We start from the raw sequence: 22,434 nt of genomic DNA on the forward strand, positions 1-22,434 counted from the left end.
AAACAGTACGTAATTTAATTTAGAATCAAATATCCAAAAAGGAGAGATTACTTTGTTGAAAGAAGGACAAGTAGTTGAATTTGATAAAATAAAATCATTAGAATATGTAAGAAATCTAGGGAATGGGGGTACAGGGCAGACAGAATTGTTTAAAGAGGAACTAACAGATACTTTATTTGCTATAAAAAAGTATAATCCAGTGTTCGAGAATGATACAGAAGATGGCTTTGGTAGATTCATTAATGAAATTAAAATACTTTTTAAAGTTTCACATCCTAACATTGTGAGGATATACAATTATTATTTATATCCTGAATACAAAACGGGTTATATTGAAATGGAATTTATTAATGGTATTCCGATTGATCAGTATAATCCAATAAATTCTCAAAAACCTTGGGAAAAGATATTTGTGGAAGTCTTGGAAGCCTTCGCTTATTTAGAAAAGATAAAAGTTTTACATAGAGATATAAAACCTTCAAATATATTAATTGATGAAAATAATAATGTGAAAGTAATTGACTTTGGATTTGGTAAAAAGCTAGATGCTAATGAAATAGGAGGATATAGTATAGTATTAAACTGGCCATATAGTAATCATCCTGAAGAAATCCAAAATGGTTCATTGTATGATCACCAAACAGAGATTTTTTATATTGGGAGTCTATTTACTCAATTATTAAGTAATGAGATTGAAAGATTTAAGCATAAGAAAATACTAAAGAAAATGACTGAGATTTCTAGAGCTGAGAGATTTAGTGATTTTAAATCTGTATTAAGAGAAGTTTATAGTAGTCAATTGATTACTGAAATGTTCTCAGATGAGGACAGACAAATATATACTACATTTGCAGATAATTTGATGGCCGCTGTAAACCATTTTACTTCAGATTATAAACCACTAGAAAATGAAGATGAAATTATGAAAGGTCTATTAAAAATAGTTGAAGATAGTGCATTGGAATATCTAATACAAGATAACGCGCAATTAATAGGGACTTTTGTTAATAATAGCTTTAACTATTCTACAAAACCATTTATTAGTGTTGAGGTAATTATTGAATTTATTGAGATGCTACGAAGGTTTACTCCTTTTCAGCAGAAGATTGTATTCAATAATATTAAATCAAGATTAAATAATGTAAAGGTAATATATGCACTGGATGATGATGACTTACCTTTCTAGAATGCTTAGATGAAAAAGCGGCTGGCTTTAAATTTTAATACAATCGTATTGAGAACAGTGTGTAGCGAAAAATGGAAAAATGTTATTGTAAGTTTCTAGTTTGGGCCTAAAGAGCAGGTAAGGAGATTGCCATTTTATTTAAGTTTTATTAGCTATGCATGAAAATTAAGGAGGATATCTTTGAATAGCATTGATTTAGAAATCTTAAATATTGATAAAGTTATTTGCAGAAATATTGATAGATTTGATTCATCTGATAGAGGGTTATTATCACAAAACATTCTATCGCAGCTTAGAAATTTTGTTGAACATATATCATTAAAAGCGTACGCCAATGGACAAGATATTGAGAACAGCTATGAAAATATAGGGAAAGCAAATAATTATGTTAAATCTAAAGGTAATTTAAAGTTTTTGAATAAATTCCATAAGCTCTTACAGATTACAGCTTCTCATTATACCCTCAATGAAGAAAATTCCGAGAGACTAATGCTGAAGTACTATGAGTACCTACTTAAAATAAAAAAGTTTTTAAAAGTTGAATTTGATCTCGATGTACTAACTAACATAGATGAGTACCCTATTAATATAGATTCAAATCTTAAAGAGTATTATGAAAAAATCTCGGATAAAATAAATCAACTATCTTTGACTAGAACCAATAGCATATATAAAGAACGGTATTATATCCAAAGAATAAAGCCATTTTTCGTAGATTATAATGTTTATTATGAAGTGACTCTAACTCTTGCTAATGATAGAGCAAGTAAGTTTGATAGAATTATTGCATTCACAAAACTAGATCTAACACACAACTATGCTGTTAAACTTTCAATAAAGAGTGATTCTGTAAAAATTTTAGGAAAAGAAATGCCGATATTAATTATTGAGGGATGGGAAGTTTCGATTCGTCCTTGTGAACTAAATAATTTTGCAAAAATTTTTGGGTTTAATCCTAAAATACAAAGTGGACATACTGAGTATCGAGGGTTGATGAGATATCTAACTGAAACAGGACAGAATTTAGTTGAAGTAATTGATTCATCAGAAAGTGAATATATGAGTATTAAGAGCCATGTAGCTCAAGAATCTAAAGTCTCTCCTTTTTTTGAAGTACTAGATAAATGCCGTGAATTGGCAAAGAATAATAGTTTAGGAAGTAATGTAATTAGATATTTACTTTACAGATTAAATAACAAGATTATCAAGCAGCAATATAATTCCGGAGGTTGCGAAGTATTATCAAATCTAAATCTTGCTTATGGATGTATACCGTTTGAAAAAATGCCGTTTAATACTTCATTAAGAAATCATAATCCTAAAATCTCGGATTTGCTCGACTGCATAGATACAACTAATCGAGGTCATGAGATTTTTGCAAGATTTGTTAAAAATAATACAGAAGTAAAAGGCCAATTATATACTCCTAAGAACGATATTACAGGTTTTGATGATATTGATGGTTTTATGGAGATCTATAACAGTAAGTTATATTATAAGCATCAACATAGAAGGTTAGAGAATTACAAAGATTATATTTATATAAATGGTTATGAAGAGGACACTCAAAGTATAATTCAAAATCTTAAAGAGTTAGCTTCATCTGGTATAGATAATTACTCAAACTCTGTTCAATTTTGGTTGCAATCTTCCGCCTATGATATTGATTGTGATGAGAAGAAATCTTATTTAAATAAAATGTTTGAGAACTCCAAAGTAGCTTTTATATACGGTTCTGCTGGAACTGGAAAATCTACTATGATAAATCATATCTCTAATTTTTTTAATGATAAAAAGAAGCTATATTTGGCAAACACTAATCCAGCAGTAGATAACTTAAAAAGGAGAGTTAATGCTGCTAATGGTACTTTTAAAACTATTGCAAAATTCATAGCACAAAGGAATTGTGAAACAGATTTTGATTTATTGATTATTGACGAATGTAGTACAGTTAGTAATTCAGATATGCTCAAAGTGATAAGAAAGGCATCCTTCAAATTATTAGTTTTAGTTGGAGATGTTTATCAAATCGACTCAATAGTCTTTGGAAATTGGTTTGAGGTTGCTCGTTCCTTTGTTCCTAAAACATCAGTATTTGAGTTAACAAAGCCTTATCGAACTAGTAGTTCTAAGTTGCTTACTTTGTGGAATAAGGTTAGGAACATGGATGAGGATTTATTGGAACACATTACCAAAAATAATTATTCTATCAGCCTAAATGAGTCAATATTTGAACATTCTGGAGAAGATGAAATAATACTATGTTTAAATTATGATGGTCTTTATGGAATAAACAATATTAATCGATTTTTGCAAAGTAGCAATGGAAACTATGCTTATTACTGGGGTATCCAAACCTATAAGGTCAATGATCCTATTTTGTTTAATGAGTCTGAAAGATTTGCTCCTTTAATTTATAACAACTTAAAAGGTAAAATAGTAGGTATAGAAATATTTAATGATAAAATACAATTCGATATTGAACTAGATAAAGTAATAAATCAGTTGGATGCAGCGGGGTATGATTTTCAGCTGATAGGTAGTTCTGATAATGGAAATTCAATTATACGCTTTTTTGTTAATAAGTATAGAAGCACTGATGAAGATGACGATTTATCATCAGACGCTGTGGTTCCGTTTCAGGTTGCCTATGCTGTTTCAATTCACAAAGCACAGGGGCTGGAATACAATTCTGTTAAAATTGTTATAACAGATGAAATAGAAGAAATGATTACTCACAACATATTCTATACAGCAATAACTCGCGCAAAGGAAAAATTAAAAATATACTGGACACCAGAGACGGAGCATAAAGTTTTGAGCAATCTGGAAATAAAAAATAGCAGAAGAGATGTTTCTCTATTATCATCAAAGATTAGTGAGACAGTTGAATAAAGTTCTGACTTTAATGCATATTAACTTCCCTTAAAAGTCCTGTTCTCTTTAAAATTATACGTATTGGTCAGTAATGCTTTAATGAGAATAGTACATCTTTTCTTATATATTGAATAAATGTGATTATATGGCACAACAAGACCCTAGAAATATTGGCAAATCTAGGGTCTTGTTGTGCATTTTTATTTAATCGGCTTTTCTAATACCAATGAACTTCGCACCAGTTTCTCTCCTACTCTTTTTTACCGCCTTAACAAAAAGTCTCACAATTCTTTCTTCCTTGGTATATTTTCTTTTTCTAAAAAACCTTTTTAGCAATGTGTTCCCTCCCTATTTTTCTATAAATATATTACTTGGAAGATAAAATATGATAGATATTTCAAAAGTTGACTAAGGGAAAGTCGTTTATATTTTTATTAAACAATTTCTTTTGTAACTATCAAAAATATTACTATTAAGATGATAGAATAATTCTATGAATTGTGTTGCTTACGTTCGAACAGGTAGTAAATGATTACAGCCAAGGAAATGTACTAACGTTGCCATACTTTTTACCACTGAATGATAAAAAATGAACCAGTAAATGACAGATGTTTACAACGAAACCTTCTGGTTGATTAAAGTTTGATTTTCAAAAAGGTCAATCTTCCATAAATGAGCATTCTTGAGCTATATTTATATAATAGATAAACTAGTAACTAAATTTGCTGTATGATATGCTAAATCTAACTTTTAAAAGAAAATGGGGAGAAATCTATTATGAAAGATATTTTTTCATATAATGCAGATATTAATAAAACAGCATATATGAATTGGCGTACAAGTCACCATGATCATTTACATAATATGCATGTAATTGCTAAAGGATTTGCTGATTCTTCATTAGTATTGGTTAAACAAATCTTAGAAAATAATAATAAAGGTAAAGAAGCGGATTCATTAATATTTCCAATCTTATTTAATGCAAATCATGCAATTGAAGTTTATTTAAAATTATTAATATGGACATTAAATACCCTCTTAGCGAATGGAAAAACTTATGAAAACTCTCATAATCTTATAACCTTATTAAAGGAAGTCAAAAGATTAGAAAAAGAATTTGAAAATAAATTGGATTATGAACATTTTTTCGGGAAATTAACAAAGTACATAAATGAGTTGTATAAAAAAATTGAAATTCAAAATAAAGAAGGAAAAAGTTTTTCGGATATTACTTTTGCAAGATATTCACTAACTAGAGAAAAAGAGCCACAGTTTTATATAAATGAGTTCGATAATGTTGTCGTTGATTTAACTCACTTTATTGTAGTATTCAATGAAATATTTAAGAATCTGGATAACTTATCAATGCACTATCAACATTTAATTGAAACGAGAAATGAAATGGAATCTGAAATGAGAATGGATTCTTATTATGAATAGTTTCAATCCTCCTTTTATTAGGAGGATTTTCTGTTTTTCATTATATTACAAAGGGACAATTTTAAGTTTATACTAGTAATATATAGTTATTATTTGGGAGACTAATGCGAAGGGGAGATGTGCTGATGAGTAGCATTAAAGATGTTGAGAAAATGGATAGACAAATAAGAAAATTACCAAATACGTATGAGCCAACAGCTTTCAGACAGGCTACAGAGGCAGTACAAGGATTGCGCAAAGCATTTGATACATCGGCTTATAGACAGGCTACAGAGGCAGTACAAAGATTGAGCGAAGCATTTGATACATCGGCTTATAGACAGGCTACAGAGGCAGCACAAAGATTGAGCAAAGCATTTGATACATCGGCTTATAGACAGGCTACAGAGGCAGCACAAAGATTGAGCAAAGCATTTGATACATCGGCTTATAGACAGGCTACAGAGGCAGTACAAAGATTGAGCAAAGCATTTGATACATCGGCTTATAGACAGGCTACAGAGGCAGTACAAAAATTGAGCGAAGCATTCGATACATCGGCTTATAGACAGGCTACAGAAGCAGTGCAAAGATTGGGCAATGCATTTGATACATCAACTTATAGACAGATTTCAAATTTAGCGGAGAGATTGAAGGGAATCACAAATGGTTTTCAAGATAATGGGTATTATTTTGCTGTAGTAGTGGCGGGTATTGATTATTTAGAGAACACAAAAAATCTTGAAAATGTTGTTGAAGCAAAAGATTATTATGAGGAACAATTAGAAATACTCGTTGAATGTTACACAACTCTGATTGCACATTTGCAAAAGCTATGGAATGTAATTACTACTGAAAAAGCTAAAGATATTATGACTGTAGCAGGTTTTATAATATCAGTAGTTGGATTTATAATTACTATTAAAGGGGTAGTTCCGAATGATAAAGAGCAAATGCCCCAAATTCATATACACAATTATTCGGATAATGTGGAAATTGATACAAAAACAGAAGATAATAAAGTTGAAATATATATTGAAGAAAAGGAAATAGAATAAGTCTTTGTCAGGCGGAGAAAGAACTTAATGAAGAATTATAGCAACTTTATTCAGAAAAGGGTAGAGTTGTTATTGAAGACACTGGATTTATACTCCAGTGTCTATTTTTTGCCTCTTAAATCACCACGGTGAACCGTACCATAAGTGAAACATGGGGACGGTTCTCGTGTTGCAAAGTAGATTAAAACTGATTTTATTAGACAATTTTATCATGAATATATTAAGTAAAGGAGTTGAAAAGATTGCTCGACCAAATTGACTTTAAAAAACAGCAGTTAGATACGAAGAAACCTCTTCCAAAATACACTGAGCAATCTATTCTTGAAAAGATATATCTAGAGTGGACTTATCATTCAAATGCAATTGAAGGCAACACATTAACAATAAATGAAACAAAGGTTGTGTTAGAGGGAATTACCATTGGTGGAAAAACGATGCGCGAGCATTTAGAAGTTATAAATCACCGAGAAGCGATTTCGTATGTTGAAGATATTGTAAAAAATGAAGAACCATTTTCAGAACGGCAAATCAAAAATATACATCGGTTAATTTTAAAAGGAATTGATGATAGGTACGCAGGTGTGTATAGAGATCAGCAAGTATTCATTTCAGGTGCAACGCATACCCCACCGTCACCGTTAAAAATTCAGGAACAAATGGATGCACTAATGGTTTGGTATAACGGAGCAGCACAGGAATTACATCCAATTGTACGAGGAGCAATGCTACATGCAATTTTTGTTGGTATTCATCCATTTATAGACGGCAATGGTCGTACGGCAAGGCTTTTATTGAATTCAGAATTTATGAAAGCTGGTTATCCACCAATTATTATTCGAGTCGAAAATCGCTTAGCTTATTACAATGCACTCGATAAAGCAAATGCCTCAGAAGATTATGGGGACTTTATAGAACTAGTCTCAAAGGAAGTAGAGGTTTCATTAGATTTGTATTTAAGTGTGGTTTAGAAAACGCATGATGAGAGAAAATTTAAATTGTCGAAGTATAACTCTTTTGAGGGGAAAAATAGTAGATATCATAATCATTTAGTAGCTATGTGCGACTTTTTTAAGTATAAAAATAACCCAAAGGAGTGTTTACACTTAGCAGTGGAAATTCCTTTGAGTTATTCTGGTTCTTGTATTTACTCATAATAAAGAATTATATGTTCATCGTCAATAATTTTGTGTCTGCCTCTGGCTCTATTAGATTTATAGTTGAGAGTAATTCAAATAAGAACTGTGTAAAAAAATATCAAATAACAAACTCCTTTTTCGTTCTTCGATGAATGTAAGGAGTTTTCTTTTCGGTCTTAATTAAAGAGGGCATTTGTTCATTTCAAAAGAATTCTTATTTATAGATGTTATAATATTCGGTAGAAGGAAACGCAACTTGTAAGTATTACTTACAAGTTCAAAATGAGGGTCCAAGAGAAGTAAAAGAAATGCAAAAAACTATCACCTCAAAATGATTCTAGCAATTGTCTAGCTAATTCGTTCCCACCGGAGCCAAGCAACCATCCAAGATGTTCCTCATGTTTACAAGTCCTCTTTCAGTGGCAAGGATTTATAAAAAATTAGAAAGGTCGATAAAATGGCAGAAAGAAAAGATGAAATTATTCTACGAGGACTAAAAGAGAATAACTTAAAAAACATACATTTAAATATTGCGAAAGAGAAAATCACGGTATTTACTGGTCTATCTGGTTCAGGGAAAAGCTCGGTTGTATTTGACACCTTAGCAACGGAAAGCAGAAGACAAATGACATTGAACTATCCACTCTATGTGAGAAATCAAATGCCAAGATATGAACGACCTCATGCTGACCTTATGCAAAATTTAAGTCCCGTGGTCGTTGTTGATCAAAGACCTGTAGCAGGGAATTCCCGTTCAACCGTTGGTACCTATATGGATATCAATCCGCTAATTAGGCTTTTGTTTTCAAGAATAGGAACACCCCCGATCGGATCGGCAACCGATTTTTCAAGTCAAAGCTCATTTGGAAGTTGTCCAGAATGTACGGGTTATGGAGAGGTAATAACCCCTGATTTACACAAGCTAATTGATTTCAATAAGTCGCTACGAGAATACGCAGTGAAATTCAAACCCTTATCACCTTCAGGCTGGCAAGGTAGATGGATGATTACTGGAGGACTATTTGATGCAGATAAACCGATAAAGGATTATTCAAAAAAGGAATACAATTTACTTATCCACGGCCCTCCAGAAGGCGAGAAAATTTTTGCTCCATTTCACACAAAAAATGGACCCCAGCCCCATGAATGGGACGGTCTATTGCCTAGATTTAAACGTCTCTATATTAACCGAGATATATCAAAGCTAAAAGGAGTGTCCCAAAATGATGTTCTTGCAGTATCAAAGCATTCTTTATGTCCAACATGCGTAGGGTCTGGTCTGAATCCCAAAGTGTTGGAGTGTAAAATAAACGGACTTAATATTGCGGATTTTGACCAATTAGAACTTACCATTTTGAAAAAAGAATTAGCTAAGATAAAAGATCCGATGGGAGAATCCATCGTGCTCCAGGTCATCCCTCACATCGAGCAACTGATTAAAATGGGATTGGGATATTTGAACCTAGCAAGGAAAATGAGCACCTTGTCAGGTGGGGAAGCGCAAAGGGTTAAAATTGCTCGCCATTTAGGTAGTAGCCTAAACAACATGATTTATATTTTTGATGAACCAACTGCAGGTCTTCACTTAGAAGAAGTCGACTTGTTAATTGACATGCTGAAAAATATAAAAGAACAACATAATACTGTGATTGTCATTGAACATGATTTATCTGTCATCCAGGCTGCTGATGAAATTATTGAAATGGGCCCAGGGGCAGGAACGCTTGGTGGTGAAGTTGTATACCAAGGGAATGTAACAGGACTCAAAGTATCGATTGCTGCGACCAATCTCGATCGCAAACTAAATATAAATAAGCATCCAAGAAAAGTAAAAAGTAAATTTCTAATAGAAAATGCTACGAACAATAATTTAAAAAATATCAGTGTAACAATCCCAAAAAATATGCTTGTCTCTATATGTGGAGTGTCAGGGTCAGGTAAAAGTTCTTTAATGATGGAAGCATTTACAGAGCGCTATCCAGACACAATTATGGTGGGACAGGGCAGTATTGGAATCTCCAGCCGTTCGACTTTAGCTACCTATATGGGAATCATGGATGATATTCGCTCTATTTTTTCTAAAGAAACAGGACAGCCGGCAGGATTGTTTAGCTTTAATTCGCTAGGTGCGTGCCCTGTATGCAAAGGAAAAGGAATCATGAAACCAGATGTTGCATTCGCAGATCCTGTGACTGTTACATGTGAAGCATGTGGAGGTATGAGATATTCGGAGGAAGCATTGTCTTATCAGTATCGAGGTAAGAACATAGTGGAGATTTTAAATTTAACGATTGATGAGGCACTGCAGTACTTTGAAATGGCAAAGATTATAAAAAGAGTGCGTACACTTCATGACGTTGGCTTAGGATACCTGACATTAGGGCAGACGACGAGTTCCCTAAGTGGTGGGGAAGTTCAACGTTTGAAATTAGCGAGCCATTTGCAAAAGGAAGGTCAAATCTACCTGTTAGACGAACCTTCTATAGGCTTGCACACAATGGATAATGACCGACTTTTATCGGTATTTCAACATCTCGTTAATAAAGGAAATTCTGTCATCATTATTGAACATAATCTAGATTTTATTGCAGCAAGTGACTGGATTATTGAATTGGGTCAAGGTGGAGGAAAAGAAGGTGGACAACTTATTTTTGAAGGGACGGCCGAAGAAATGTTACAGGAAGATACAGTGACGGCTAAGTGGTTAAGGTCGATTTGTGAATAATAGACTTAAGAAATAATGTTATGAATACAGTTAGTTAAAGAATCATTGCTCTAAAGAATATATTGCCCATAAATTTCCTATAAAAGCTCTATCCAATGGAAGCAGACACTAATCCCTGCTTCCTTTTTTGCATTTAGTTGAAATTCCCCCCCCCTTATAATTCCTTCTACCCAAACATTCGAGAGGTCTAAATAACTAAACTAAAATTATTTCGCCCACCGAAATACTCATTTTTCTAAAATATCAATTAAATCTATTAATTTCAAAATCTATCATGCTATAATTCTATTATTGCATAATTATTACTAATGCAAATAAAACGAAAAAAGGGGAAATGGGAATTGAAGAGAATAAACTTTACTAAGTTTTTTAGTACTTTCTTAGCATTAGTAATGGTTCTTTCATTATTGCTACCGACTGCACCTGTCTCAGCAGCAAAGAGTGACGCTTTTAAAACCGACAGGCAAACGGAAAGTATCATGCAACAAAAACTGGCAATTGCCGAACAACTAAAATTGGCGGAACAAGAGCCTAGGCTACATGAAAGTCTTAAAAAACTGAAGGGCAGCCAGGAAGTTGATGTTATTATTCATCTTTCAGAAAAACCTGCTGCGCTAGAAAAGGGCATCAAAGAAGTATCAGGTAAAAAATTCACAGCTTCAGATAATAGATCTGCAAGGGCAAAAGTAGCATCGCAACATGGAATGATGAAAAGAGCAATGAATGCAAATAAGATTTCATTCAAAGAGAAATTCAGTTACGATACAGTATTAAATGGGATTGCAGCTACAGTAAAGGCGGATGACCTTGAGAAATTAATTAATATTAAAGGTGTTACATTAATTGAACCAGACGTTGAAGTTCATGCATCTGAAGACCTTTCAGCAACTGGGAACGGAAAAGTAGATATCGCAATGGATACGAGCAACTCATTCCTTGGAATTGAACCTCTTTGGGCAGAAGGTTACGAAGGTCAAGGAATTAAAGTAGCCGTTCTGGATACGGGAATCGATGCGGATCATCCTGATTTCGCTGGAATTTACAAAGGTGGAAAGAACTTTATTCCAAATTCATCCACTTACACGAAAGAACGTGCAGATGATGATGCCTCTGAAACATTACCATCTGAACGTCCAGAAGGTACTCCAGAATTCAATGCAAATGGAAGTTCTTTCTACACCTCTCATGGTACACACGTAGCAGGAACAATCGCAGCAATTGGTAACAATGAATTTGGTATTAAAGGAATTGCACCAAAAGTAGATCTTTATGCATACCGTGTACTTGGAGCGTATGGTAGTGGATCAACTTCAGGCATTATCGCTGCCATTGAAGAATCTGTTCTTCAAGAAATGGATGTTATCAACCTTTCATTAGGTGGAGGGTCAAATACGGAGACAGACGCTGGTTCTTATGCAATTAATAATGCAATGCTTGCTGGGGTTATTTCCGTAGTAGCAACAGGTAACTCTGGTCCAAATCGTGGAACGATGGGTACACCATCAACTGCACCATTTGGAATTGCAGTTGGAAACACGACAAATCCAGAAACAATGTATGATGTAAATGTTTCAGTTGAAGCAGGAGATTATCAACTATCTTCGCAATTGAACTTAATGGCAACAACTTATGGGACAAACCTTGAGGAACAACTTGCAGGTGAATTCGACCTCGTTGCAGTTCCTGGAATCGGGGGAGTATCAGACTTTGAAGGAATAGACGTAGAAGGAAAAGTCGCTCTCATCGCACGTGGAGAAATTCCTTTTGTAGAAAAAATTGAAAATGCTAGAGCGAATGGTGCTGTAGCAACAATTATTCATAACTCACATAACGGATCGAACTCACCGGATATTTCCGATGTATTCTTAGGAGATGACTTTGCATTCCTTCCGACTGTGGACATGTCTTATACAGATGGAACGGCAATTCGTGCAGCGCTTCAGCTGTCAAACGGAACCGTTACATTCACGAATGTGAATGCGACAACTACTGAAGGTGACGAAGTAAACGATTCAAGTTCACGCGGACCTTCTGTACCGAATTTTGATATCAAGCCAGACGTAAGTGCACCAGGAACAAATATCTTGTCAACGATTCCAATGTACAAAGCCGATTTTCCTGATGCAACTTATGAGCATGCTTTTGCAAGAAAAACAGGAACATCGATGGCAACACCACATGTTGCAGGAATCGCAGCACTTGTAAAACAAGCAAATCCTGATTGGAACGCATTTGATGTCAAAGTCGCGCTTTCCAATACAGCTAAAATTCTAGACACAGATAAATATGATGTCTTCGCACAAGGAGCAGGGCGAGTTGATGCATATGCAGCAGCACATGCAAATGTCCTTGCTTATGCAGTAGACAGAGCATTACCAAATGAAGATAGCGAAGCAATAGAAAACTTAAAAGGTACCGTTACGTTCGGTCCACAATCACTTGAAGAAGACATTACTGTTTCCAAAGAAATTCTTGTAAAAGACCTTAACAATGTTGGTGGAGACTATGAAGTGTCTGTAGATGTAACTAAAAGATTTGCAGATGCATCCGTATCCGTTGATAAATCTTCATTTACATTAAATGGTGAAGAAGTAATCACTGTCACATTAACAGCTTCACAAAATTCAAATACGAAACCAGGCGATGAAATTTTAGGATACATCCATATTAATGGGGAGAATTCTAATCTATCCCTACCATTCGCAGCAGACTTTGGTGGCGTAGAACCTGCGACAATTAAAGATATGAGTATTTCAGAAACGGATCTGTCATTTGACGGGGACGGTTACAAAGATTCTGCATTACTAGGCTTTACACTTACTGGTGATGTGCAGACGAATTATATTGAAATCTGGGATATTATGAATCCGGGTGGTGGTGCGTATGGTGATGGTTACATCGGTTACCTACACGCAAGTGCATCATTAGGAGCAGGATCATACACACTGAATATCGCGGGACAATATTATCCGTGGTCGGGAGAACCAGCAACTACAATTCCTGATGGTTTATACACTATTGATTTTACAGGCTTGACAGAAGCGGGTGTAATTGGTGATTATGTAGGTCCAATCGTTGTTAAATCATCTGCAGGCTCTATTGAAAGTGCAGTTGAAGGAACATCAGTGACTGGTAAAATTGTAGATAAATATGTTGATTACCAAACAGAACTAGTGAAATACGGACTAGGTTTCGATATCAATACAAAACTAACAGCGACATCTGAAGTAACAAAAGACGGTGAAACAGTTACAACACCGATCACGTTACAACAAGATGGTTCATTCACCTTTGATTTTGGTAATGACAATCCAGAAAGCGTAGTTGTTAAATACGTTGATGCAGCAGGAAATGCAGCTGAGAAAGTTGTATTTGAAGGTGTTGAAGAACCTGAAGAGCCAGAAGAACCAGAAGTACCAGGTGATGACGCAACATATACAGTACCTGCAGAAGAAATCGAGTCTCAACTAGACAATAAGAAAGCAAAAGAAGTAACAGTTTCTGTACCTCAGTTCGAGGAAGCAGTTAACGTAGAGATTGACGGCGCATTAGTTAAAGCACTGAAAGACTCGAAGAAAGATTTAGTAATTGAAAGTGAAGAAATTTCGTTTACTTTAGCAAGAAAAGTAGTAGAAAAACTTGATAAAGGAACAAATGATACACTAACAATCGTTCTAACAAAAGAAGCATCAACAAATGCCAAAGCAATTTCTGATGTTTACTCCTTCCACTTCGCAACAGGAGAAGACTTAAAAGAAATTAACATCGGCAAAGAAAAGATTGATGTAACACTTGCAGTTGATGTATCAAACGTAGGAAAAACAAATCAACTATGGGGCGAAGAATTGAATACTGGTAAAACACACAAAGCAAAATACGATAAGAAAACTGACACAGCCACATTCAAATCAGACGGCCCAGGAACGTACGTTGTTATTGATAGAAATTAAATGAAGAAACAATCAAACACCCTAGCAGATATGCTGGGGTGTTTTGTTTTAAAGTACACGGGGAAAAGCGCCTGCCCTTCTGTCATTTAAACTTTGGGTCAAATCAGTTTCTACTATTCAATCTATATGTTAATATTTAAAACCATAATAAAGAAATTAAAGGAGTGTTTTAGTTATTCTGAAACTAAAAAGAAATCATATTCTATTGCTTATGGTATCAATGATGCTCATTTTCCTTGCTGCATGCGGAGGAAACGATGATGAAAATGTATCAGAGACCGGTGAAATAACTGAAATATCCGTTGGGCTGACGCCTTATGATTATGCGACAGTTGCAGCATATGTTACACAGGTAGCATTAGAACAAGAAGGTTATGAGGTTGAGATTGTAGAAGCTGATGTTGGCGTAATCTATGAAGCTCTTTCTCGAAAAGACCTCGATGCAACAATTGACGTTTGGGACCCTCATTTACATAGGGATTATATCGCAAAGTACGGTGATTCTTTTGAAATGGTAGGAACAGTGATGTCGAATATGTTAATGGGTATCGCTGTGCCATCTTATATGGAAGATATTAATTCTATTGAAGATGTAGCTGATAATCCGGAGTTATTTAGCAATAACTTCTATTCTATTGAACCCGGTAGCGGCATCGGTTTAACTACGGAAGAAATGGTAGAAGTCTATGAAATGGATGAATACACAATACAGTTCAGTAGTACTCAAGCTATGCTTGCTCAAGTTGAGGCAAGTATTAATAGAGAAGAACCGATCGTGTTTAACGCTTGGCGACCACATCCGATGTTTGTGCGTTATGACATTAAAATGATTGAAGACCCACGTGAAGTATGGGATCTTGACGATGTTAAAGTTGGTGTGACTCCAGAGTTAAAAGAAGAGTCACCGACAGCTTATACACTATTCTCTAACATGAACTTTAGCTTAGACTTTGTGGAGGAATGGCTGATGGAAATCGATGCAGGGATACCTCCACGAGAACTCGCTGAAAACTTTGTTGAAGAGAATCAAGACCTTGTTGATGAGTGGTTGGAAAAATAAAATATTTAATGAGAAAATAACCGTACATATTGGCGGTTATTTTCTTTTATATTTTCAAAATGTTGAGTTCAACAGATTAAAGAGGGGTGGACAAACAAAATATTCTACTCTAAAGTAGAAGCAATTTCAGATATAATAATTATACATTCTATGATTGGTGATTCTTTAGGTGTGTTTGCTGAGCCTGTATGGAATTCTTTGAAACGTAACTATTTTTTAAGCTTCAAAGTCTTCAAGCGTCTCCCAGTTCATATTTACATTTAGCTCATCATATTCGAATAGATCCTTTGTAATCAAAACTTTCACTCTTAAAAATCATTCATTTCTTGCAGAGCTTCAGGTTTCGTGAATATTGGAGCCATCTTTTCAGGAAAACCTAATTTCACTCTCATTTGACTCGTTACAATAATTTCTAAGATATACTCCCATAATATTTTTTCTGCAAATTATCAGTATAACATTTGTGGGGGAGGGAGATGTACTGTGAGGGTATTCCAAGAATAAAGGTTAGGTCTTCCATTCTGTTATCACAATAAATTAGAAATGATTGATCCCTTTATTCGAGTTTTATCTTAATGATATTCACATTAATTTAATATTTTGAGATTAATCAATCGAGACTATAATTGTACTTAGTATTTATATTTCCACATTCCTCAACGTCATGATCTTTAAAGTAATAAGCACGTTTAGTATTTACAAATTAATATTGGTATACATAAACCATTGACATTTTAAAAAACAAATGGTATATTTAAACCATAACAAATTTGGTATGTATAAACCACCGGGGGTGTTCTTGTTGGAAAAAAGTATAAATGATTTTTTGAGAGTAGTTAACGAGACGAGAAGAGATGTTGAACAGGAATCTCATTCATTATTTACAGCTTTATATTTAAGTCAAAAATTGCAAAAGATGCAATTTGAAGAGGTACTAAGGAATACTGAAGATGAAAAAGTTAGATCTATATTAAAGGAAGTATATGAAGATAATTTTAATTTAATAGAAGAGTTTAAACAAATGCCAATATTATTAGATAAGGAATGGCTAGATGTTATAGAACAAATATCAACATTCGGTAATAGAGAGAATGCAATCCAAAAAACACCTATAAGTATTATTGAGTTAGTAGCTCAATTACTTGATATTCAGGATAAAGATTCGATTCTTGATGTGTGCTCAGGGCTAGGTATTACATTGGCACATTTATCAATGAAAAAGGATGCGGAACTATTAGGCGTAGAAATTAACCCACAGGCATATATTCAGTCAAAATTATTATTAGATATTATGAATAAAGATTCATCAAAAATTATTTTAGATAATGCGCTTAAAACAGATATCAGTCAATTAGATGCGAATAAAATATTTATAAATGGACCCCTAGGACTTAGGGTGCAAAAAGACATATTTGAAGAAGTAATCAATACTAAATTTAGTGGAACAGCATACGAAGAATTAATTCCTAATTATGATAGTACTTGGTTATTCATTCTAGATGCGGTTTTACATTCAAATTTTGAAAAATTAGTAGTTGTAATGAATGAGGCTCCTTTGGTTAATAATCGTGATGCACTAATTAGAAAGCAATTAATGAAAGATGGCTTAATTGAAGCAATCATAGATCTACCGGGAGGTCTGTTAGATTATACTGCCATACCTGTAAGTTTGCTTGTATTGAGTAAAAATAATTTAAATGTTTCATTTGTTGATGCGACCAAATTAGGTGCTACTAAACGACATCGGACTGTGTTACAAGATGATGCAATTAAAGAAATCATAAAATCGTTAGAAAGAGACAGTGAAATTAGCAAAACGTGCACTTTTGAAGAAATAGAGAAAGAAGATTTCACCCTATCATCAAAACGCTATTTAATTCCAGACTTACCTTTCGAAAAGACGTTGTCATTAAAAGAAGTTGTTAAATCAATAGATCGTGGTGCAATGATCTCTAATAAGAATTTAAAGGAAATAGTAACGGAAACACATACACCATACCAATATTTAGCTTTAAATAATATTACAAATGGGATTGTAAGTAAAAAGCTTCCTTTTATTAAAGAAATTGATTCATCATTAGAAAAGCATGTAATAGTAAGCCATTCGTTGATTATTTCAAAAATGTCTCCATTTAAAGTGACATCTATTGAAAACAAAAACAATCAAATTTTAGTTAACGGTAACTTATACTTCTTAGAAGTTGATAATAATAAAATTAATCCAAAATATCTTGAAGCATATTTGCAAAGTGAACTTGGGATTAGAGAACTTAAGAAATACGAAAAAGGAAATGCAATGAAAACGATAAGTATTCGAGATTTAGAAAAAGTTATGATTCCTTTGTTGACAGAAGAAGAACAAGATAAAATTGGTAAAGCATATGATTTATTGAAAAGAGAACAAGAGGTTACTTTAGAGAGAATTAAGCGAATTGAAGAAGAAAAAAATAACATTATGGAGGTGAGGTAGGTTGCAAATAGAACAAGATTTGTTATTTGACATTGCTACTGAAGCCTCTTCTATATTAACTCGAAAAATATTACAAGCTACTGACGAAAGAACGTTAAGAATAACATTAAATAAATATAATTTAATCGATTTGTTACCAGACCAAGACAGTAATTTTTCTTATCCAAATGGAAACATACTTATTTTTGGAGAGAGCAATATTAAAGAAGACGTTATCTATCAAATGTTTAAAAAACAAGGAATCGAAAAAAATAGGGTCGAGTTATATTTAGGATTCAATGAATATAAGAAATTTGATTTTAAACGTTTAAGTTTTAGACCAGAAAATAGACTTATTTTATTTGGTCCAATTCCTCACTCAACCCGTGATAAAGGTGATTACTCGAGCGTAATTAATATGATAGAAAATGAAGAAGGCTATCCTAAAACAATTAGGTTAACAGCAAATAAGGGATTGAAGATAACACGAAGTAGTCTACAAAAAGTAATAGAGGAAGAAGTAAAAACAGGATTTCTAAAAACTGATTGACTCTCTATATAATGAAGCTCTTAAAGCAAGAGTTGTAGAAGGAACATTAATTAAATGAACTCATCATGCTAACATGATATTCTAAGATATAAGTATCAACTATAGATTGAACTATAAGTCAAAATTTAAAAAACAAAAAATTACACTCAACTCTTTTACAAAAAAACACTCACTTCTAAAAGCATGAACAAGCATTATCTTATCTAAATTTAAGCTAATTATAATTGGAGGTAAAAAAATTGATTACATCAGATGATATTAAAAGAAGACTATGGGATGGTGCTAATGATCTTAGAGGATCTATGGATGCCAGCCGTTATAAAGATTATATGTTAGGTTTAATGTTCTACAAATTCCTTAGTGATAAAACACTTGAAACATTTATAACAACGAGCGGTACAAAAGGTACGGAAGCAGAAGTTGTTCAAGCATATGAAGAAGCGTATGCAAGTTACGGGGATAGCCTCACGAAAATGATTCAAAATGTACTCGGCTATTATGTTCTGCCACAGCACTTATATCAAACATGGTTAAAAGATATTCGTGAAGGCACATTTGAATTAGAGAAGGTAACAGAGAGCTTACAAAGTTTTGAACGTACAGTTGCTACAACTGGAGATATCGATGATTTTAAAGGACTATTTGCAAGCTCAACAATAGATTTGTCTGACACTGCTTTAGGAAGTAACTTAAACGCACGAAGCAAAAACATTCGTAAACTAATCGAGCTATTCGCTGATTTAAACATGGTAAGTCTCCAAAAAGGTGATGTATTAGGGGATGCTTACGAATATTTAATTGGTCAGTTTGCAATGGAATCAGGTAAGAAAGCGGGGGAATTCTATACCCCACGCCAAGTAAGTGAAGTCATGGCACAAATTGTCGCCAAAACAACGAAAGTAAACTCGATTTACGATCCAACGGTTGGTTCGGGGTCTCTGCTGCTTACAGTGAGCCGTCATTTAACGGAAGCAAATCGTAAAGATCTCCACTACTACGGTCAGGAGAAAAACACCGCTACATATAACTTAACGCGAATGAATTTACTGCTCCATGGTGTTCGTCCTGAGAAAATGACAGTTAAGAATGGGGATACATTAGGGCCAGATTGGCCAGAAGATCCAGAACGACCAAACGAAGGTGTCCAGTTTGATGCGGTTGTAATGAACCCACCATACTCACTAAAAAACTGGAACCAAGAAGAATTAAAAGTTACCGATCCGCGTTTTGAAGTTGCAGGCGTGTTACCACCTGATTCTAAAGGAGACTTTGCCTTTCTTTTACATGGTTTATTCCACTTAGGACAAGAAGGTACGATGGCAATTGTTCTTCCACATGGTGTGTTATTCCGTGGTGGAGCAGAGGGAGAAATTCGTAAACGTTTATTAGAAAAGAACTATATTGATACAGTCATAGGCTTGCCAGATAAATTATTTACTAACACAGGTATCCCTGTAACGGTCATGATTTTGAAAAAGAATCGTAAGCTAGACGAACCTGTCCTGATGATCGATGCGTCTAAAGCATTCGTAAAAGAAGGAAAACAAAACGTTCTACAAGAAAAAGATATCGCGAAAATCGTTGATACATATGTCGAGCGTACAAGTGAAGCAGGTTATAGCTACTTAGCAACTAGAAAAGACATTAAAGAAAATGAATATAATTTAAACATTCCACGCTATATTGAAGCGATTGAAGAAGACATTGCTCATGATGTTGATGCACATTTATACGGTGGAATTCCACTTCATCAAATTAAAAAATTAACCGTACTGCATGATATGACGAAAGATGTTCTATATGATGCACTTACTGAAGTTCGTCCAGGTTATGTAGAAGTGACTCAAGACGTTCAAGAATTAACAGAAGCAGTGTTATCACATGAAAATGTTCGAAATCAAATCAAAGCATTAACAGTAGAGATTGAATCTTATATGAATACCTACTGGGAAAAATTAAAAGCAGTACCTGATGTGAACGAAATTGTACCGTTAAGAGAAGAAATGTTAACGAAAATGAAAGAGCTTTTAAAACAATTCAATCATGTGAGTACGTATGCTGGTTATCAAGTGATCGCAGAGTTATGGGAGAACATCCTTTCCGAAGATGCTGAAAAAATTGCAATTAGCGATTTTTATACAGTTGGCGTATCTCGTGAAGCGAATATGGTAACAAAAGGTTCTGGTAAAACGAAACGTACAGAACAAGATGGCTGGGTAGGAGCAATTGTACCGAATGAACTCATTTTGAAGGAACTCTACACAGAGGACTTAAGTGATGTAGAAAACCAAAAAGATGCTTTAGCTGCTATTAATGATGAAACAAATGAACTTGTTGAAGCGGCAAAAGTTGAAGAAAGTGAAGAAGCGGAAACATTAGGTGATGGATTAAATGCTAGAGAAGATGACTTTACATTATCGGCAGTAAAAGCTGAGATAAAGAAAGTTGCGAAAGATACGGATGCATTTGCTTTATTAGAAAAGGTTAGAAAACTATTGGATGACAGAGCCGCTTTAAACAAAGCAATTAAAGAAAAAGAAAAAGTATTAACTGAGCAAGCGGAGGAAAGAATTGAAAATTTAACGCATGAAGAAATAGATCAGCTTATGTATAAAAAGTGGTTTGGTTCAATAATAGGAGACGTCACAAAGCTTGTAGAATTACCTCTTAAAAATGAGCTGAATACTTTGAAAGAGTTGAAAGAAAGGTATGCTGATACGTTAGAAACCATTGAAGAAAAAAGTAAATCACTAGAGGAAGAATTTGAAGCAATGCTCGCAGAATTGGTGGTGAGTGAATGATGGAAGTAAAAAGCTTAGTTCCGAAAAGAAGGTTTAAAGAATTTAAAGAAGTATGGAAAACAGTAAGGATTAAAGATTGCATTTATTATATAAAGGGCTTTGCGTTTAAATCAAGATATTACCAAAAGGAAGGTATACGAATAATCAGAGTTTCCGACCTAGGAACTAATGAAATTATGGATAATAATGAAAAGATATTTATCGATAGAGTCTATCAAATGAAATACGAATCCTATAAATTAAATTTAGGGGATATTATAATTACCACTGTCGGTTCAAAAGCTGAGCTTAAAGAATCAGCCGTTGGTAGACCGATATTAGTGAAGAGGAAAAAGCAAGGATTATTAAATCAGAATTTGGTGAAGTTATCTCCGATAAATGGTTATAATTCGTATTTTATTTATGGGAATTTATTAAAGAGAAGATATGTAGACTATATAAGAAGCATTGAAAGAGGGAATGCGAATCAAGCAAATATCACTATAAATGATTTGTGGGAATACAATATTAATCATGGTTCTACAATAGAACAACAAAAAATCGGTGAGTTTTTTAAGGTTTTAGATGAAAGAATTGCAAATCAAGAACGAAAGATTGCTAAAGTAAGAGCATTAAAGTCTGCTTATCTAACTGAAATGTTTCCACAAGAAGGAGAAACAGTACCTAAAAGAAGGTTTAAAGGATTTGGAGAGAATTGGAATAAAGTTATTCTTGGCGAAATGTTGTCCTATGAACAACCAACAATTTATATTGTAAGTTCAGAGAAGTATAATGACAGATTTGTAACACCTGTTCTAACGGCTGGTCAAAGTTTTGTGTTAGGCTATACGCAGGAACTGCATGGTGTTAAAAAAGCAAGCTCAGAAAACCCAGTGATAATATTTGATGATTTTACAACTAGTTCTCACTTTGTTAATTTTTCATTCAAAGTGAAAAGTTCCGCCTTGAAAATATTAATTCCAAACTTAACTAGTTTTAATAGTTATTTTGTATATTTAGCGTTGAAAAATATACAGTATGTTCCGCAGAATCATGAGCGACATTGGATATCTATTTTTTCTAAATTCGAAGTTTTAGTGCCATCTATAAAAGAACAGGAAAAAATCGGCCAATTCTTCAAAAATCTAGATGGTCAGATTGCAACCGAAGAAATAAAACTAGATAAATTAAAACGAATTAAAGAAGCATATTTAGAAGAAATGTTTGTATAGAGAGGAGGCTAT

The 22,434-nt window shown here is 33.8% G+C and carries 13 protein-coding genes; 12 read left to right on the forward strand and 1 reads right to left on the reverse strand.

Annotated features, from left to right (window positions below; all coding sequences use genetic code 11):
* Window positions 1–55 precede the first annotated feature (55 nt).
* Window positions 56–1,186 carry a protein kinase family protein gene (locus ACXYMZ_RS00355; protein WP_458946341.1) on the forward strand — a complete coding sequence of 377 codons (1,131 nt, stop codon included), beginning with the start codon at window positions 56–58 and terminating at the stop codon, window positions 1,184–1,186.
* Window positions 1,187–1,366: 180 nt separating this feature from the next.
* Window positions 1,367–4,081, forward strand: a complete 2,715-nt coding sequence (locus ACXYMZ_RS00360) for an ATP-dependent DNA helicase (RefSeq protein WP_458946343.1) — start codon at window positions 1,367–1,369, stop codon at window positions 4,079–4,081.
* Between the two features lie 186 nt (window positions 4,082–4,267).
* On the opposite strand, the gene ACXYMZ_RS00365 is transcribed toward ACXYMZ_RS00360, so the two are convergent.
* On the reverse strand, window positions 4,268–4,399 hold the full coding sequence (locus ACXYMZ_RS00365; RefSeq protein ID WP_458946344.1) for a hypothetical protein: 132 nt from the start codon (window positions 4,397–4,399) through the stop codon (window positions 4,268–4,270).
* Window positions 4,400–4,840: 441 nt separating this feature from the next.
* On the opposite strand from ACXYMZ_RS00365, the gene ACXYMZ_RS00370 reads away from it, so the two are divergent.
* The 10 genes from ACXYMZ_RS00370 (at window position 4,841) to ACXYMZ_RS00415 (ending at window position 22,422) form a co-directional block, all read left to right on the forward strand.
* Window positions 4,841–5,503, forward strand: coding sequence for a hypothetical protein (locus ACXYMZ_RS00370; RefSeq protein ID WP_458946346.1), 663 nt, complete (start codon window positions 4,841–4,843; stop codon window positions 5,501–5,503).
* A gap of 125 nt (window positions 5,504–5,628) precedes the next feature.
* The gene (locus ACXYMZ_RS00375; RefSeq protein WP_458946348.1) at window positions 5,629–6,540 is read left to right on the forward strand and encodes a hypothetical protein; all 912 of its coding nucleotides are present in this window, start codon (window positions 5,629–5,631) and stop codon (window positions 6,538–6,540) included.
* A 242-nt stretch (window positions 6,541–6,782) separates the two neighbouring features.
* The gene (locus ACXYMZ_RS00380; protein ID WP_458946350.1) at window positions 6,783–7,508 is read left to right on the forward strand and encodes a Fic family protein; all 726 of its coding nucleotides are present in this window, start codon (window positions 6,783–6,785) and stop codon (window positions 7,506–7,508) included.
* A gap of 625 nt (window positions 7,509–8,133) precedes the next feature.
* Complete coding sequence (locus tag ACXYMZ_RS00385; RefSeq protein ID WP_458946352.1) at window positions 8,134–10,401, forward strand: ATP-binding cassette domain-containing protein; 2,268 nt, start codon at window positions 8,134–8,136, stop codon at window positions 10,399–10,401.
* A gap of 341 nt (window positions 10,402–10,742) precedes the next feature.
* Entirely contained in the window at window positions 10,743–14,351 is a 3,609-nt protein-coding gene (locus tag ACXYMZ_RS00390; RefSeq protein WP_458946354.1) for a S8 family serine peptidase, read from the forward strand.
* Window positions 14,352–14,562: 211 nt separating this feature from the next.
* A complete protein-coding gene (locus ACXYMZ_RS00395) occupies window positions 14,563–15,411 on the forward strand; it encodes a glycine betaine ABC transporter substrate-binding protein (RefSeq protein ID WP_458946355.1) in 849 nt (282 codons plus the stop codon).
* A gap of 802 nt (window positions 15,412–16,213) precedes the next feature.
* Window positions 16,214–17,881 carry an N-6 DNA methylase gene (locus ACXYMZ_RS00400; protein WP_458946357.1) on the forward strand — a complete coding sequence of 556 codons (1,668 nt, stop codon included), beginning with the start codon at window positions 16,214–16,216 and terminating at the stop codon, window positions 17,879–17,881.
* Between the two features lies 1 nt (window position 17,882).
* The gene (locus tag ACXYMZ_RS00405) at window positions 17,883–18,410 is read left to right on the forward strand and encodes a hypothetical protein (protein WP_458946358.1); all 528 of its coding nucleotides are present in this window, start codon (window positions 17,883–17,885) and stop codon (window positions 18,408–18,410) included.
* Window positions 18,411–18,649: 239 nt separating this feature from the next.
* On the forward strand, window positions 18,650–21,211 hold the full coding sequence (locus ACXYMZ_RS00410) for a type I restriction-modification system subunit M (RefSeq protein ID WP_458946359.1): 2,562 nt from the start codon (window positions 18,650–18,652) through the stop codon (window positions 21,209–21,211).
* Complete coding sequence (locus ACXYMZ_RS00415; RefSeq protein WP_458946360.1) at window positions 21,208–22,422, forward strand: restriction endonuclease subunit S; 1,215 nt, start codon at window positions 21,208–21,210, stop codon at window positions 22,420–22,422. The genes ACXYMZ_RS00410 and ACXYMZ_RS00415 overlap by 4 nt, the downstream gene beginning before the upstream one ends.
* Window positions 22,423–22,434 lie beyond the last annotated feature (12 nt).

This window comes from Oceanobacillus sp. CAU 1775 (genome assembly GCF_054482815.1).